15 protein-coding genes are annotated in these 14,789 nt (G+C 73.7%); 7 read left to right on the forward strand and 8 right to left on the reverse strand.

Features of this window, described 5'->3' with window-relative positions; all coding sequences use genetic code 11:
- Positions 1–132: 132 nt before the first annotated feature.
- The 5 genes from ACFOWE_RS08050 to ACFOWE_RS08070 form a co-directional block, all read right to left on the reverse strand.
- Positions 133–327 (reverse strand): hypothetical protein, encoded by a 195-nt coding sequence (locus ACFOWE_RS08050; protein WP_377286486.1) that lies wholly within the window; start codon positions 325–327, stop codon positions 133–135.
- Between the two features lie 65 nt (positions 328–392).
- Positions 393–662, reverse strand: a complete 270-nt coding sequence (locus ACFOWE_RS08055) for a WhiB family transcriptional regulator (protein WP_377286487.1) — start codon at positions 660–662, stop codon at positions 393–395.
- A 131-nt stretch (positions 663–793) separates the two neighbouring features.
- On the reverse strand, positions 794–1,171 hold the full coding sequence (locus tag ACFOWE_RS08060) for a hypothetical protein (protein ID WP_377286488.1): 378 nt from the start codon (positions 1,169–1,171) through the stop codon (positions 794–796).
- A 108-nt stretch (positions 1,172–1,279) separates the two neighbouring features.
- Positions 1,280–2,152 (reverse strand): acyl-CoA thioesterase, encoded by an 873-nt coding sequence (locus ACFOWE_RS08065; protein WP_377286489.1) that lies wholly within the window; start codon positions 2,150–2,152, stop codon positions 1,280–1,282.
- Positions 2,149–4,227 carry an ATP-dependent DNA helicase UvrD2 gene (locus ACFOWE_RS08070; protein WP_377286490.1) on the reverse strand — a complete coding sequence of 693 codons (2,079 nt, stop codon included), beginning with the start codon at positions 4,225–4,227 and terminating at the stop codon, positions 2,149–2,151. Before ACFOWE_RS08070 ends, ACFOWE_RS08065 begins: the two co-directional genes overlap by 4 nt.
- 200 nt (positions 4,228–4,427) lie before the next feature.
- Here ACFOWE_RS08070 and ACFOWE_RS08075 point away from each other — a divergent pair, with 200 nt between their 5' ends.
- Positions 4,428–5,411, forward strand: a complete 984-nt coding sequence (locus ACFOWE_RS08075) for an alpha/beta hydrolase (protein WP_377286492.1) — start codon at positions 4,428–4,430, stop codon at positions 5,409–5,411.
- Positions 5,412–5,485: 74 nt separating this feature from the next.
- The gene (locus ACFOWE_RS08080; protein WP_377286493.1) at positions 5,486–5,737 is read left to right on the forward strand and encodes a mycoredoxin; all 252 of its coding nucleotides are present in this window, start codon (positions 5,486–5,488) and stop codon (positions 5,735–5,737) included.
- Positions 5,738–5,817: 80 nt separating this feature from the next.
- On the opposite strand, the gene ACFOWE_RS08085 is transcribed toward ACFOWE_RS08080, so the two are convergent.
- The 3 genes from ACFOWE_RS08085 to nudC all read right to left on the reverse strand — a co-directional run bounded on the left by ACFOWE_RS08085 (position 5,818) and on the right by nudC (position 7,919).
- Positions 5,818–6,141: a hypothetical protein gene (locus tag ACFOWE_RS08085; protein WP_377286494.1), complete on the reverse strand. Its 324-nt coding sequence runs from the start codon at positions 6,139–6,141 to the stop codon at positions 5,818–5,820.
- A gap of 191 nt (positions 6,142–6,332) precedes the next feature.
- Positions 6,333–6,641 carry a hypothetical protein gene (locus ACFOWE_RS08090; RefSeq protein WP_377286495.1) on the reverse strand — a complete coding sequence of 103 codons (309 nt, stop codon included), beginning with the start codon at positions 6,639–6,641 and terminating at the stop codon, positions 6,333–6,335.
- Positions 6,642–6,941: 300 nt separating this feature from the next.
- Positions 6,942–7,919 carry an NAD(+) diphosphatase gene (gene nudC / locus ACFOWE_RS08095; protein WP_377286496.1) on the reverse strand — a complete coding sequence of 326 codons (978 nt, stop codon included), beginning with the start codon at positions 7,917–7,919 and terminating at the stop codon, positions 6,942–6,944.
- A 298-nt stretch (positions 7,920–8,217) separates the two neighbouring features.
- On the opposite strand from nudC, the gene ACFOWE_RS08100 reads away from it, so the two are divergent.
- Genes ACFOWE_RS08100 through ACFOWE_RS08120 form a run of 5 tightly spaced genes read left to right on the forward strand, consistent with a single transcriptional unit; the run spans position 8,218 to position 14,785 of the window.
- Entirely contained in the window at positions 8,218–9,387 is a 1,170-nt protein-coding gene (locus ACFOWE_RS08100; protein WP_377286497.1) for a siderophore biosynthesis protein, read from the forward strand.
- Positions 9,384–11,108 (forward strand): IucA/IucC family protein, encoded by a 1,725-nt coding sequence (locus ACFOWE_RS08105; RefSeq protein WP_377286498.1) that lies wholly within the window; start codon positions 9,384–9,386, stop codon positions 11,106–11,108. Before ACFOWE_RS08100 ends, ACFOWE_RS08105 begins: the two co-directional genes overlap by 4 nt.
- The gene (locus tag ACFOWE_RS08110) at positions 11,105–12,862 is read left to right on the forward strand and encodes an IucA/IucC family protein (protein ID WP_377286499.1); all 1,758 of its coding nucleotides are present in this window, start codon (positions 11,105–11,107) and stop codon (positions 12,860–12,862) included. The genes ACFOWE_RS08105 and ACFOWE_RS08110 overlap by 4 nt, the downstream gene beginning before the upstream one ends.
- A complete protein-coding gene (locus ACFOWE_RS08115; protein WP_377286501.1) occupies positions 12,859–14,112 on the forward strand; it encodes an alanine racemase in 1,254 nt (417 codons plus the stop codon). The genes ACFOWE_RS08110 and ACFOWE_RS08115 overlap by 4 nt, the downstream gene beginning before the upstream one ends.
- A gap of 28 nt (positions 14,113–14,140) precedes the next feature.
- Positions 14,141–14,785 carry a Uma2 family endonuclease gene (locus tag ACFOWE_RS08120; RefSeq protein WP_377286502.1) on the forward strand — a complete coding sequence of 215 codons (645 nt, stop codon included), beginning with the start codon at positions 14,141–14,143 and terminating at the stop codon, positions 14,783–14,785.
- The last annotated feature ends 4 nt before the right edge of the window (positions 14,786–14,789 follow it).

The following is a 14,789-nucleotide window of genomic DNA, read 5'->3' on the forward strand; positions in this document are numbered from 1 at the left end:
CTGTCGACCCCGGCCCGGCGACCCTCATGGTCACCGGGCCGGGGGACGTGGCCCGCCTCCGGGAGGAGAGAGCGGAAGGGACGGGCGGATCAGCCAGGACGGACCGGCCGGAAACCGATCGGCCGGGATGGATCAGACCAGGCTCAGGAGCGCCCGGCGGAGGCGGGCGGAGGCACGTTCAGCGTCGCGCCGGGCGCGCCGGAGACGCTGGACGCCGGCCGCGCGGCGCTGCTCCTCCGCCTCACGGTAGAGGTCGCGTATTCGGTCCCGCACCAGTTCCTCATGCAGGGATGGCACGTCCAGGCCTCGGCTGGCGAAGTAGGTCATCGGAAGTGGTCCTCTCTGGGAAGTCTCAGAACGTTCGGTTGATCATCGTTTTGGGCTGCGACCGGTCAGGCTGCGACCGGGGTCTTGCGGGGACGGCCGCGCGGACGCTTCCGCGGGACGACGGTCCCCCGCATGATGAGCTCTCCGCCCCAGACGCCCCACGGCTCCTCGCGCTCGAGCGCGCGGGCCAGGCAGGCCTGCTGGATCGGGCAGCCCCCGCAGAGCGCCTTGGCGAACTCCACGTCCTCCGGGGACTCGGCGAACCAGAGGTCGGGGTCGGTACGACAGGGGATCTCGGCTTCGTCGATCAGGTCCATGATCGTCTTGGCCCCCATCTGTGTCACCTCTCTGTTTGTGGTGTTGAACTGCGCTTACCTCGTGGGGTGGGGGTCAGGATGGCGGACAAACAAGAAGGCCGCGGATCCTGTCTGCGGATCCGCGGCCTGAAGGCTCTCCCTCGATCAGGTCAGGTGACCTGAGGGTGGTGCCTCCAGGGTTGCGGACCACGCAGCCCACCGTTTCCGATGTGCTTGGTCTGCTCGGTCTGGCGCGCGTAGTCGTCGGCTTCCGCCACCGGGGCGGCCGGTGCCCCCGCCGGAACGGCGAGCAGGGCGGCCTCACGGCCGGCCTGGACCTGGAAGAGGACGGACTTCTCCTGCCGCTCCTGACGCGGACGGGCAGCCGTGTCGCCCGTGAGGACGACCGGACGGTCGCCCATGACGACGGCCTGACCGCTGAAAGCGGGCAGGGTGGTGCCAGTGCGCTCAGAAGCGCCGGTGCACCTGGTGGTGCCGGTGCATGCGGAAGTGAGCCTCGTCTGGGCCGACATCATGTTGATCTTCACAGCGGACTCACCTCCATTCGTGGATCGCCGGACAGAATGTCCGACTCGCTTGACCAAGACCCTAAACCCGGTGGCCGGGAGGGGGCAACATATTTTCTACCTGCAGTTTTACGGCTCCAGGACGCGGATCATCGCCTCCTGCACCACGGACACCGCCAGTTCGCCGGAGTGGGTGAACATCTGTCCCCGGGCCAGTCCCCGCGCCGCCCCCGACCAGGGCGACTCCTGGGCGTACAGCATCCAGTCGTCGACGCGGAAGGGCCGGTGGAACCACATCGCGTGGTCCAGTGAGGCGCCGGAGACGTTGGAGGCGCCCCAGGCCAGGCCGTGGGTCAGCAGCACCGTGTCGACGAGGGTGAAGTCGGAGGCGTAGGCGGCCAGGACCACGTGGAGCAGCGGGTCGTCGGGCAGGTCCGCGTCGTAGCGGAACCACACGTTCGTCTCCGCTCCGCGCAGCTCGGGGTCGCGGTGGGCCTCCCAGGTGAGCGGGGTCACGTAGCGGGCGTCCACCGGGCGCGGCCGGCTCAGCCACTCCTTCCACTCCGGGGCGTCCCCCAGCACCTCGCGCATCCGCTCCTGGAAGGTGGGCAGCTCCTCCGGCGCCGGCGTCCGCGGCATCAGCGCGGCCTGGTGCTCGACGCCCTTCTCCGCGATGTGGAAGGAGGCGGACATGGTGAAAATGGCCTTGCCGTGCTGGACGGCCACGACCCGGCGCGTGGTGAAGGACCGGCCGTCGCGGACCCGCTCGACGTTGTAGACGATCGGGATCGCCGGGTCGCCCGGCCGGATGAAGTAGGCGTGCAGCGAGTGGACGTTCCGGTCCCCGGGCACCGTGCGGCCCGCCGCGACCAGCGCCTGGGCGGCCACCTGCCCGCCGAAGACGCGCTGGATACGCTCCTTCGGGCTGCGTCCCCGGTAGATGTCCAGCTCGATCTGCTCCAGGTCGAGCAGGTCCAGCAGCTCCTTGAGCGCCTCGTTCACGCGTCCTCCGTCTTCTGTGCGGCCGCACGGCAGAGCGCGAGCACCGCCTCGCCGTATCGCTCCAGTTTGACGCGTCCTATGCCTGTTATCGCCAGCAGGTCCTGTTCGGAGAGGGGGGTGCGCTCCGCGATGGCCTGCAGGGTGACGTCGGTGAAGACCACATAGGGAGGCACCTTGGCCTCCTTGGCGGCGGCCGTGCGCCAGGCCCGCAGGCTCTCCAGCAGGCCCGTGTCGTAGTCGACGGGGCAGGCCGCGCACCGGCCCAGCTTCTGCTCGGCGGCGGCGGTCAGCGTCTTGCCGCAGACCCGGCAGCTCACCGGGGCCGCCACCGTGCGCTGCCGCGGGGAGGCCCCCGCCGTGCCCGCCGTACGGCTCCGCTGGGCCGCCGGCGCACGGCCGGTCAGGCCGTCGAGGAAGCGGGAGGGCCGCCGGGACCGGGCCCCCGGGGAGCGGGCCAGCGCCCACGAGAGCCCCAGGTGGACCCGGGCCCGCGTGATGCCGACGTAGAACAGCCGCCGCTCCTCCTCGACCTGCTCGGGCGTCCTGGCGTGGACGATCGGCAGCGTGCCGTCGGTGAGCCCGGCCAGGAAGACCGCGTCCCACTCCAGGCCCTTGGCCGAGTGCAGGGAGGCCAGTGTCACACCCTCGACCTCCGGCGCGTGCTGCTCGGCGGCCCGCCGCTCCAGCTCCGCGACGAAGCCCGGCAGGTCCGCGCCCTGGGCCGCCAGATCCTCCGCCAGCTCGGCCAGGGCCTTCAGGGACTCCCACTCCTCCCTGGCCCTGCCGCCGGCCGGGGGCTCCGGGGTCAGGCCGACCCCGGACAGGATGTGGTGCACGGCCGGGGCCAGGTCGTCGCCGGCTCCGGCGGAGCGGGCCGCGCCGCGCAGCAGCACGACCGCCTTGCGGACCTCGGGGCGTTCGAAGAACCGGTCGGCGCCGCGCACCAGGTAGGGGATCCCCGCCTCGGCGAGGGCCTGCTCGTAGACCTGCGACTGGGCGTTGATCCGGAAGAGCACGGCCGTCTCGCGGAGCGGGACGCCCGTCTCCGCGAGGGCGCGCACCGCGCGGGCGATGCCCGCGGCCTCGGCGGGCTCGTCGGCGTACTCGGTGAAGGCGGGCTCGGGGCCGTCGGGACGCTGCGCGACGAGGGAGAGCCGGTGCGGGGCGCGCGCCACCTCCAGGACCCGGTTGGCGAGGGAGACGACCTGGGGCGTGGAGCGGTAGTCGCGGACCAGCCTGATCACGGTGGCGCCGGGGTGCTCGACCGGGAAGCCGGTCAGGTACCGGGAGGTCGCGCCGGTGAAGGAGTAGATCGTCTGGTTGGGGTCACCGACCACGCACACGTCGTCGCGCTCGCCCAGCCAGGCGTCGAGCAGCAGCTTCTGCAGCGGGTTGACGTCCTGGTACTCGTCGACGACGAAGTAGCGGTACTGCCCGCGGATCTCCGCGGCCACCTCGCCGTGCTCGGCCATCAGCGCGGCGGTCAGCTCCAGGATGGTCTCGAAGTCCACCACGTGCCGCTCGCGGCGGAGGGCCTCGTAGGCGTCGTAGACGCGGGCCATCTCCTCGGCCGGGATCGGCGGCGTGCGGCCGGTCTTCTTCACCGTCTCGGCGTACTCCTCGGGGTAGATCTGGCCCGCCTTGGCCCACTCGATCTCGGAGGCGAGGTCGCGCGGCTCCGCCTGCGCGGCCTCCCGCCCGACGGAGCGGCACACGGTGCGCAGCAGCGGCACCTTCGACTCGATCACCGCGGGCGGCTCACCGCCGATGACCCGCGGCCAGAAGTAGGTCAGCTGGCGGAGCGCGGCGGCGTGGAAGGTCCGCGCCTGCACCCCCGGCGCGCCGAGCGCGCGCAGCCGCTGCCGCAGCTCTCCGGCGGCCCGGGTGGTGAACGTCACAGCCAGCACGCCCCGGGCGTCGACCACCCCGCTGTGCACGGCGTACGCGATGCGATGGGTGATCGCCCTCGTCTTGCCGGTGCCCGCTCCGGCCAGGACGCAGACCGGGCCCCGTACGGCCTCGGCGACCTCACGCTGCTCGGGATCCAGTCCCGCCAGCACGTCAGCGGGCTCCATGGGGACTCCTTAACACGGCGGTCGGCAGGTCTGCCGGTCCCGTCCTCGCAGGCGGCACCCGGCCCCGCCCATTCTGGCACCACGCCGCGGACCGGTCCGTGCTCCAGCTGAGATGCGCAAACGGACCTTCTTCCGCCACAATGGGATACTCAAGTAAACCCCGGGGGAAAGGAAAGAGGTCCGTGCGATCTGCGGCAGCCGTGAGTGCACTCGCCCTGGCGACGTTGGTGCTCGCCCCCTCCGCTGCGCACGCGTCTCCCGACGCGCCCGGCGCCTCGGCGGCCGGCGCCGCAAGAGCCGCCCTGCCCGCCTCTCCGGGCGGCGGCTCCACCCCGAAGGCCGACCCGACGCCCTCCACCCCGCCGCCCTCACCCTCGCCCTCGCCGACGGAGAGCCCCGACGACCTCGTCATGGGCACCATCGTCGACACCGTCGCGTACGGCAGGCACTCCCGTCAGCGCATGGACGTCTGGCACCAGGCCGACGACCTGAGGCGACCGGGGGTCTTCCTGATCCACGGCGGCTGGTGGTCGTCCGGGGACAAGAAGTACATGACCGAGGTGAGCCGGAGCTACGCCGAGCTCGGATACACGGTCTTCAACATCAACTACCGGCTCTCGGGTGACGCGGCCTGGCCTGCCCAGCGCATCGACGTCCTAGACGCCATCGCCACCGCGCGGCGGCACTCCGCCCTGTGGTCCTTCGACCCGAACAACTACGTGGTCGTGGGCTTCTCCGCGGGCGGCCACCTCGCCACCGCGGTCGGCACCTACAAGAACGGCCTGCCCGGCCTGAAGGGCGTCGTCGGCATCTCGCCGGTGGTCTCCCCGCTCACCGCCTACATCGACGGGGACAAGACCCTGGACGCGAACAAGCGCAAGCTCCGCGCGGCGGCCATCCGGCTCGCCGGCGGCTGCGAGCCCGCGGGCAGGTGCGCCAGGATCTGGCAGAGCATGGAGGTGCCGGAGCACGCGAGCCGCGGCGACGCGCCCGTGCTGAGCGTGCACTCGGCGAACGAGTTCGTGCCGCCGAGCCACAGCGTCCAGCTCCGGGACCGTCTCCGCCAGGTCGGGGTGAAGGTGACGGTGCTGACCGAGCCGGGTGTCAACCACAGCTCGCCGCTCTACCGGATGCCCGGCGTGGCGGAGAAGGTCCAGGAGTGGATCGCGGGCAGGCTCCTCTAGATCACCGGGAAGACTGCGGACACCGCCGGTGTTGCCAATGAGCGCGAACATCACCTGAGGGGATTTTCAACGACATGGCGCTCACCGTTTACACCACCAGCTGGTGCGGTCCCTGCAAGCGGCTGAAGGCTCAGCTGACCCGCGAGGGCATCGCCTACCAGGAGATCGACATCGAGCAGGACCCCGCGGCCGCGGAGTTCGTCATGAGCGTCAACAACGGCAACCAGACCGTGCCCACGGTCGTCGTGGAGTCCCCCGCCGGCCGGGTGGCCCTGACGAACCCCCCGGTCACCGAGGTGAAGCGGCTGCTCGAGAGCGCCGCCTGAGCCGTTTCCCGCCGATCACGTGACGCGCCGGCCCGCCCGTGGAGCACGGTGACCTTCCGGGTGTTCCCCGGGCCGGGCCGCTACAGGCCCGCGCCGCTGGTGGTGCGGTGGATCGTGGCACCGTTGCGGTCGGCCGTGAAGATCAGCTCTTCGAAGAGGACCTTGCCCGAACCGTCGGTGTAGGCCCGCACGACCTTCAGGGTCGCGCCGAGGGCGTTCGCCTGTGCCTGGGTCCGCTCCCAGAGCGCTCCGTCCCCACCGTCCGCCGCGGAGGCCGCAGGAGCCGCAGGGACCGGTGGTGCCGCCGGGACCGCGGTGGCCCCGGCGGCACCGGCGGCGCCGAGGGCGATCGCCGGGGCCACGGCCCCGACGGCGATGAGGCGGCGCACTGTCTTGTTGATCATTTGTTTTCCCTTCACGAGGGCTTGCAGGGATGACGAGAGGCCGTTTCCTCCCGCCGGTGCGGGGGCACGGCACGGTCTCCGCTCACGCGCCACCGGTCACGGTGGAGATCCGTCCGGGATGCGGACGGGGTCCCGCCGGCGCGCAGGCGGATGGTCTTCAGCCGTCAGGCTCCGGCCGGCGGCACGACGGCTCAGTCGACTCCATTGGACGCGCCCTTCGGACCGGCCTTCAGGGACGAATCACTCTGGCTGACGCCGTTGGCGTAGCTGTCCGGTTCCTCCTCGGCATCGCCGTTACGGGTCTGCGCGTCACCGTTACGGGTCTGCGCATCGCCGTTACGGGTCTGCGCGTCACCGTTACGGGTCTGCGCGTCGCCACTCCGGCCACCGCCGTGCTCGCCGCTGTGCTCCTCGCAGGCCATCGCCGCGAACGGAGCCGAGAGCACGACCGTGATGCCGGTGATCCCCGACAGGACGGTGCGGGACAGTGCCTTGTTCATAAGTCTCATCTCCTTCCTCGACTCGATCCCTCGATCCGGGAACAAGGGCGCATCAGGCACCGGCCGCCGTCGGCGGGACGGGCCCGAACGCAAGCACTCAATACCCGCACGCCACCGGCAAAACACGTAGAGTAACGATTCGATCGCCAGAAGTAAACGATGAGTGAGGCGTGCAGTCAGGTGTCACGCTCCGCGGTCGCGGAGCATGAGCGTGCAGGTCAGCGGGGTTCAGGGGCCGCCACGCCGACCGGTCCGCCCGCGGAGTCTCCCGCCCGGTCCGCGGAGCCTCCCGCTCCGGGCTCACCAGTCTCCGTGGAGCTCCTCGCCGTACCAGGCCTCGATCAGCCGGCGCGCGATCGACACCGCCGGCGGCAGACGCACCTCGCCGCGCTCCAGCGCGGCCAGCAGCTCGGAACGGCTGAACCAGCGCGCCTCGGCGATCTCCTCGCGGTCGGGGGCGAGCTCGGTGGAGACGGCCCGGGCGAAGAAGCCGAGCATCAGGCTCCGCGGGAACGGCCAGGGCTGACTGCCGAGGTAGCGGGGGGCGATGACCTGGACGCCGACCTCCTCGGCCACCTCCCTGATCACCGCGTGCTCCAGTGACTCGCCGGGCTCCACGAACCCGGCGAGCACCGAGAGGCGCCCCTCGGGCCACTGCGGGCCTCTGGCCAGCAGGATCCGGCCCTCGTCGTCGTGGACCAGCATGATCACCGCGGGGTCCACCCGGGGGAAGTGCTGGCTGCCGTCCTGCGGGCAGAGGCGCACGTGCCCGCCGGTCCGCACCTCCGTACGGCTCCCGCAGCGCGGGCAGAACTCGTGGGTGGAGTGCCAGGCGTCCAGGGCGACCGCGTAGACCAGCAGCCCGGCGTCCAGGTCCCCCAGGAGCGCGCCGGCCTGGCGTAGTCCGGCGGTGACGGTCTCACCCTCCGGCCAGGAGGCCGGGTCGAGCGGGGCGACGAGCCGACGTGAGGGATCGTCGCGGGCGGCGTCCGCCAGCGGGGCCGCCACCGCGAAGTACGCGGTGCCGTCGGGGCCCACGCCGAGCAGGTAGCGCTCGCCCTCCGGCGCCTCCCGCGCGGAGATCAGGGCCAGCTCGGCCCCCTCGCCCCTCCGCCGGATCCGGGTCTGCCCCGCGTCGACGACCAGGGCCCTGGTCGCGGGGTCGGCCCACGCGGCCTCGATCCACTCGGTGTCGCCGCGGCGCGCGGCCGACCGGTCGATGGCGCCGCGCGCGAGCAGCAGCGGCCCCAGCAGTCCTTCGTCTGTCCTGATGTCCACGCCGTCCCGCCCTCCCCGAACCGCACACATCCTAACGACGGGCGGGCAGGCCGTTTCCCCCCACCCCGCGCGGCCACGGCGGCGAGCGCCCGGGCCAGGATGACGGCGAGGGAAGCGCGGCTCATGATGTCCACCGTGGCGCCGTCCGCGGGGAGCAGGGTGAGACGACGATGAGAAGGCTCTCATCTTCCAACGAAGGGGACATGGGCGACGATTGTCCACTCCAGCCACATGATGATCTCCATGAGGCTAGGATGCTGCTGGTTAGGTTAGCCTTACCTGATATCGGGGGTCCGCATTGCGGCTGTACCTCACCGCGCTCAAACCGACCGACTCCGTCTCCGACGGGTTCCTGCCCGCCGCCCGCGCGCTGGGCTGCGACGTCACCGTCCTGACCGACCGCCCGGAGCAGTACGCGGCGTCCGGGGCCGAGACGATCGCCTGCGACGTACGCGACGCGCGGGCGGTGATCGACGTCATCGCGCACCACCACCCGCCCGCCGCGGTCTTCTCCAACTCCGACCACATCCAGGCCGAGACCGCGCTGGCCGCCGCCTACTTCGGCCTGCCCGGCAAGGACTGGCGGGCGTGCGTGGCGGCCAAGAACAAGGCGCTCACCCGCAGGCGCCTGGCGGAGGCCGGGGTCGAGACCGTCCGCTCGCTCCGGCTGGCGCCGGGGCAGGCCGTGCCCGGCGCGGGCGACGCGCCGCTGCCCGCGGTGGTCAAGCCGAGCCAGGGCGTCGCCAGCGAGGACGTGGTGCTGGTCCGGGACGCCCGCGAACTGGCCGAGGCCGTCCGGGCGATCCGGGCGCGGCGGCCGGGCGAGACCCTGGTCGCCGAGGAGTACCTCGACGGCCCGCTGCACACGCTGGAGACGCTGGGCGACGGCCGGGCCGTCCGGGTGCTCGGCGGGTTCCGGACCACGCTCGGGCCGCTGCCGTACTTCGTCGAGGAGCGCCTGGACTGGGCGCCGCCGCCCGCCGCGGACCACGTGCTGCGGGCTCTGGAAGCCCTGGGCGCCGGGTTCGGAGCATGCCACACCGAGTACGTGATGACGGCGGACGGGCCCCGGATCATCGAGGTCAACTACCGGGTGATCGGCGACCACTGCGACTTCCTCCTCGCGGACCTGCTGGGCGTCCCGCTCTTCGAGCAGATCCTCGCCGTGCACCTCGGGCTGGGCCTGCCGGCGGACGCCGGCGGCCCGGCCGCCGGGCACGGGACCGCACTGAGCCTGGTGGCCGAGCGCTCGGGGACCGTGACCCGGACCCCGCCTGCGGTCGAGCCGTCCCCCGGCGACCGGGTGCGGCTCTGGCACCGGCCGCTGCGCGCGCCGGGCGACCGCGTCGAGCACAGCAACACCAACCGCGACTACCTCGGCATCGTCCGCGCCATCGGGCCCGACCGGGCGAGCGTGGACCGGGCCGTCGACGCCTTCACCACCGCCGATCCCTGGGTGGTCGCATGATCGCCGAGCGGGCCGCCGGCGGGCGGGAGCCGTACCTCGCGGCCAGGGTCCTGGACGCGCTGCTGCGGGAGGACTACGGCGGCCTGGCCGGGCGGGTGACCCGGAGCCGGAACGGCGTCGCCCTCCGCCTGCCGGGCCCGGGCGGGCGTCTCGTCAGTCTGGTGGCGGGCTCGCCGTTCCAGGACTTCACGGTGGCCCCCACCGAGTCGCTGCGCCTGGCGGAGGTGCTCGGCGCCCTGCGGGCGGTCGCGCACCCGGCCGACGCCGCCGGGGTGGAGGCGTTCGCCCGGGAGTGCCACGAGGCGCTGCGCGCCCTCGAGGCGCACGACGCCCGCCGCGAGGAGGTGCTGGCCCGCCTGCCGCGCGCCCCGGGCGGTCCGGCCCGCGCGACCGGTCCCGGGCACGCGGGCGGCCCGGAGCGCGCCTCCGGCCCCGCGGACGGCCCGGACGAGCCGGACGGCACGGCCCTGCGCTACGAGGTGCTGGCCGCGTTCACCGACCACCCGGTGTACCCGACGGCGCGCTCCCGGGCCGGGCTGACGGAGGCCGAACTGCTGGCGTACGCGCCGGAGTTCGCGCCGAGCTTCGAGCTGCGCTGGGCGGCCGTGCCCCGCGAGCGGGTGAGCGGGGCTCCGCTCCCGGCCGCGCCGGAGTTCCCCCGCGTCGGGCTGGCCGGCGGCCTCGCGGACACGCACGTGCTCTTCCCCGTGCACCCGCTCACCCTGCCCGCCGTACGGCAGGTCCCGTGGGCCGTCCCCGCGCCCGAGCCGCACCTGACGGTCCGGCCCACGCTGTCCATGCGCACGGTCGCGGCCGGCACGCGCACCCACCTGAAGCTCCCGCTGCCCACCAGCACGCTGGGCCTGCGCAACCGGCGCTCGATCAAGCCGGGCACGCTGGCCGACGGGGCCGGGGCCGAACTGCTGCTGCGCGGGATCGCCGGGCCCGGCGTCCTGCTGGCCGACGAGCAGACCCACGCCCACGCCGGGCACGAGTACCTGGGCTGGCTCGCCCGCCGCCTGCCGCCGGGCGAGATCGTCCCGGTCGCCGCGCTGCTCGCGCCGCTGCCCGGCGGCGGCACGGTCGTCGAGTCGCTCGCCGGGCGGCGGCACGGCGGGGCCGGCGGGAGCGGCGGGGCCGTCGAGGCCCTGCTCACCGAGTACCTGCGCCTGCTGTTCGCCACCGGCGTGCGGCTCTTCGTCCGGTACGGCGTCGCGCTCGAGGCCCACCAGCAGAACCTCGCCCTCGTCCTGGACGACGGGCCGCTGAAGCTGCTGGTCAAGGACAACGACGGGATGCTGGCCTCGCCGGGGCGGCTGCGCGCCGCGGGGCTCGCCGTGCCGGACTTCACCGACGAGCGCATGCTGAGCGACGACCCGCACGCGCTCGCCGACGTGTTCGTGACCATCACGCTGCACCTGGCCGCCGCCGCGCCGGCCTTCGGGGCGCTGCCGGCCGCACGGGCCGCCCGGCTGCTGAAGGAGACGCTCGCCGAGGCGCTGGAACCGTACGGCGAGGACCCGATGGCCCGGCTGCTGCGGGCCAGGACCCTCGACGCCGCCCGGCTCGTCGGCAAGTCGATGGTCACCGCCGGGACGCTGGTGGACAAGGCGCGCACCGGAGCGCGTGACGTGAACAAGTTCTACGGCGCCAGCGGCCCCAACTACCTCCGCCACCCTCCCGCGGCCATCCGGCCCGTGATCACTCAGGGGATCTCATGACCGGCCTCGCTCTCGACTCCGCCGCTCCCTCCGCCGTCCTGGCCGCCGAGGAGGCGACCCTGGCCGCGCTGCTGCGCTGCTGCGTCCGGGAGGTGGCCGGGCCGCGCGGGCAGGTCTGGCACGACGGGCCGTACGTGCTGCTCCGCCTGGCCGGGACCCTGCTGCGGACCCGCGCGTACGGCGGGCTCGCGCTGCGCTTCGCCGGCCCCGTGGAGCAGCGCCTGGACGGCTCCTGGCGGCCGCTCTCCTCCGCCGGGCTCGTCCGCCTGGTGGAGGCGGAGCTGGGCGGCGGCAACGAGGAGTTCGCCGCCCAGGTGCGCTCCAGCAGGCAGGCCATGGCGGCGCTGCTGGCCGCCCGCCGCCGGGCGGGCGCCCCGGACGACCCGTGGCTCGCCTCCGAGCAGGCGCTGGTCTTCGGGCACCCGTTCCACCCCAGCCCGAAGGCCCGCACCGGTACGGCGGGCGGCCTCGGCGACTGGCTCGCCTACGCGCCCGAGGCGCACGCGGGCTTCCCGCTCCGGCTGCTCGGCGTCCGGCGCGACGTGCTGGCCGAGGCCGGCCGGACGTCGGAGCTGGACGCCCTGGGCGAGGCCCCGCCCGGCTACGCGCTGCTGCCCGCGCACCCCTGGCAGCTCGACCTGCTCTCCGCCGAGCTGGCCGCGCCGCTCGCCGACGGCAGGCTCGTCGACCTGGGGTACGGCCCCCGCCCGGCGGTCCCCACCTCGTCGGTCCGCACGGTCTACGAGCCGGTGACCGACCGGTGCCTGAAGTTCAGCCTGGACGTGCGGATCACCAACTGCGTCCGGAAGAACGCCTGGTACGAGCTGGCCGGGGCGGTCGAGCTGACGGCGCGCCTGGCTCCGGTGTTCCGGCGCCTGGCGGAGGAGTTCCCCGGCACCCGCTGGCTGCCCGAGCCCGGGTACCGCTCGGCCGGCCTGGGCACCCGGCTCCTGGAGGGACTGAGCGTGATCGTCCGGGAGAGCCCCCGGCGGGTCTGCGGCCCCGGGGTGACCCCGCTGCTCAGCGGCGCCCTCGCCGCCCCGTCCGGCATCGGGCGGGGCGCCCTCTCCGACGCGCCGTCCGGCCCCGCGCGCCCCGGCCCCGCGCGCCCCGGCCCCGCACACCCCGGCCCCCTGCTCCCCCCCGCCGCCACGGCCGACCCCGTGCGCTGGTGGCGGGCCTACGTGGAGTGCGTCGCGCCGCCGGTGCTGGAGGCCTATCTGGCCCACGGCGTGGTGCTGGAGCCGCACCTGCAGAACGTCCTGGTCGGCGTGGACGGGACCGGCACCCCGGTGCGGGCCGTCTTCCGCGATCTGGAGGGCACCAAGCTCGTCGCCGGCCGCCACGACCTGTCGGCCCTGCCCGCCCGGGTCGCCGAGGCGCTCACCTACGACGCCGCCGCCGGCTGGAACCGGGTGGTCTACTGCCTGGTCGTCAACCACCTGGCGGAGATCGCCGCCACACTGGCCGGGACCGGGCCGGTGCACGAGCTGTGGGCGGTCGCCGGGCAGGTCCTGGCCCGCTACGCGGCCTCCCGGGGGTGGCCGCCGCTCCTCGCCGGCCTGCTGACGGGCGCGGCGCTGCCGGCCAAGGCGAACCTGGCGGTCCGGTGGTCGCGGGCCGCGGACCGGGCGGCCGGGTACGTGCCGGTGCCCAGCCCGCTGGCGATCCTGCCGGTGGGTCCGGCGGTGGGCCCGGCGGCCGGGCCCGTGCAGGAGACCCCCGCGCGCATGCACCCGGCGGGTGCCCGGTGATCCCCGCGGACCTGCCGGCGTACGTCTACGACCTGGGAGCGCTGGACGCCCACGTGGCGCAGGTGCGGGCGGCGCTGGACGGGATCGAGCTGCACTACGCGGTCAAGGCCAACCCCGACCCGGAGCTGCTGCGGGTGCTCGCCCGGTACGTGGACGGCTTCGAGGTCGCCTCCGGCGGGGAGCTGGAGCACGTGCGGGCGCTGCTCCCCGGCGTGCCGGTCGCGCTGGGCGGCCCGGGCAAGACCGACGCCGAGCTGACCGCCCCCGTCCACCGCCTGCACGTGGAGAGCCCCGGTGAGCTGCGCCGGCTGCTCGCCTCCGGCCGGGCGGCCGACGTCCTGCTCCGCGTCAACCTGGACGTGCCGGTGGCGGGCGCCTCGCTCGCCATGGGGGGCGGGGCGACCCCGTTCGGCATGGACCCCGGCGGGGTCGCCGAGTGCCTCGCCCTGCTCGCGGGCCAGGACCGGGTGCGCTGGCGGGGCGTGCACGCCCATCTGGCCAGCGGGCTGGACGCGCCGCGCCTGCTGGAGCTGGCCCGGGCCGTGCTGGAGTACGCGCGCGGACTCGGCGCGGCCGAGGTCAACCTGGGCGGGGGCATGGGCGTGTCGTACGCCGACCCGGACGCGCGCTTCGACTGGAAGGCGTACGGCGCGGGCCTGGCCGGGCTGCGCCGTGAACTCTTCGGGGACCCCGGCGGCTCCGGGGACGCCCCGCTCCCCGGGACCCGGTTCGCCGAGGATGGCGGGAACAGCGGGGACGGCGGGGAGCGCGCCGGGGGCCCGGTGCTGCGGATCGAGCCGGGCCGGGCGCTGACCGTCTACTGCGGGCGCTACGTCACCCGGGTGATCGACGTCAAGCGCGTGCACGGCACGCTGTTCGCGGTGGTCGCCGGGGGCACCCACCACCTGCGGACCCCGGCCACCAAGGGCCACGACCAGCCGCTGGCCGCCTGGACCTCGGGCGGCGGCCCCGGTGAGCCCGGCGAGCCGGTCACGGTCGTCGGGCAGCTCTGCACCCCGAAGGACGTGCTGGCCCGCGCCGTGCCGGCCCGGCTGGAGCCGGGGGACGTGGTGGAGTTCGCGATGGCCGGGGCCTACGCCTGGAACATCTCCCACCACGACTTCCTGATGCACCCGAAACCGGGCTTCCACTACCTGCGCCCGGTCGGCGGCGATCAGTCACGCTGTGTGGATGAAACTGATACGGTCGGCGACGGGATGTGTGGGGGTCAACGTACGATGCCCGAGTAAGGAGTCCCGAGAGGATGCCGGAATGGTCATGTCCCTGCCTCGATCCCAGACCACCCGCCAGCCGTGCGACCAGGGGGACGCGCCTCCCCGGTCGCGGTATCCCGTATCCGGAGATCAGGTTCTCCGGCTCTGCATGGACGTCAACGAGAAAGGCTATTCCGCAGAGATCGTCCGGGAGCAGGTCATCGTGAGTCCTTGGACCTCCCGGCGAAACGACAGGATCATCGACCGGCTCACCGATCTGCTGTATCGGCTCAAGCGGGAGAGGGGATGGGGGCTCTACCAGAGCTCCGGCATCCACGTCCCGCCCTTCCGGGACATGCGGCTCCCCGATCTGATCGTCGCCCCGCTTGACGCGGAAGACTATGACGAGATGCACATCTACGGGCACTCGACCCTGCTTGTGGTGGAAGTCTGCTCCGGCAGCACCGCGATGACCGACTACCAGGAGAAGCCGATCGACTACGCCAGGGCCGGGGTGCCGCTCTACCTGATCGTCGATCCGACGGCCGAGCCGGAGAAGGTCACTCTGATGAGCGAGCCGGTCGAGGACCTCACCCGGTTCGACGAGCGGGAGCCGTACCTGAAGGTGGTCACCGTGCACCGCGGCGGCACGCTGGAGCTGCCGGAGCCGTTCGGCCTCCCGATCGACGTCGCCGCGCTGTTCGGCTGAGCGG

It is taken from the genome of Planomonospora corallina, assembly GCF_042650625.1.
Taxonomy (GTDB): Bacteria; Actinomycetota; Actinomycetes; order Streptosporangiales; family Streptosporangiaceae; genus Planomonospora_B; species Planomonospora_B corallina.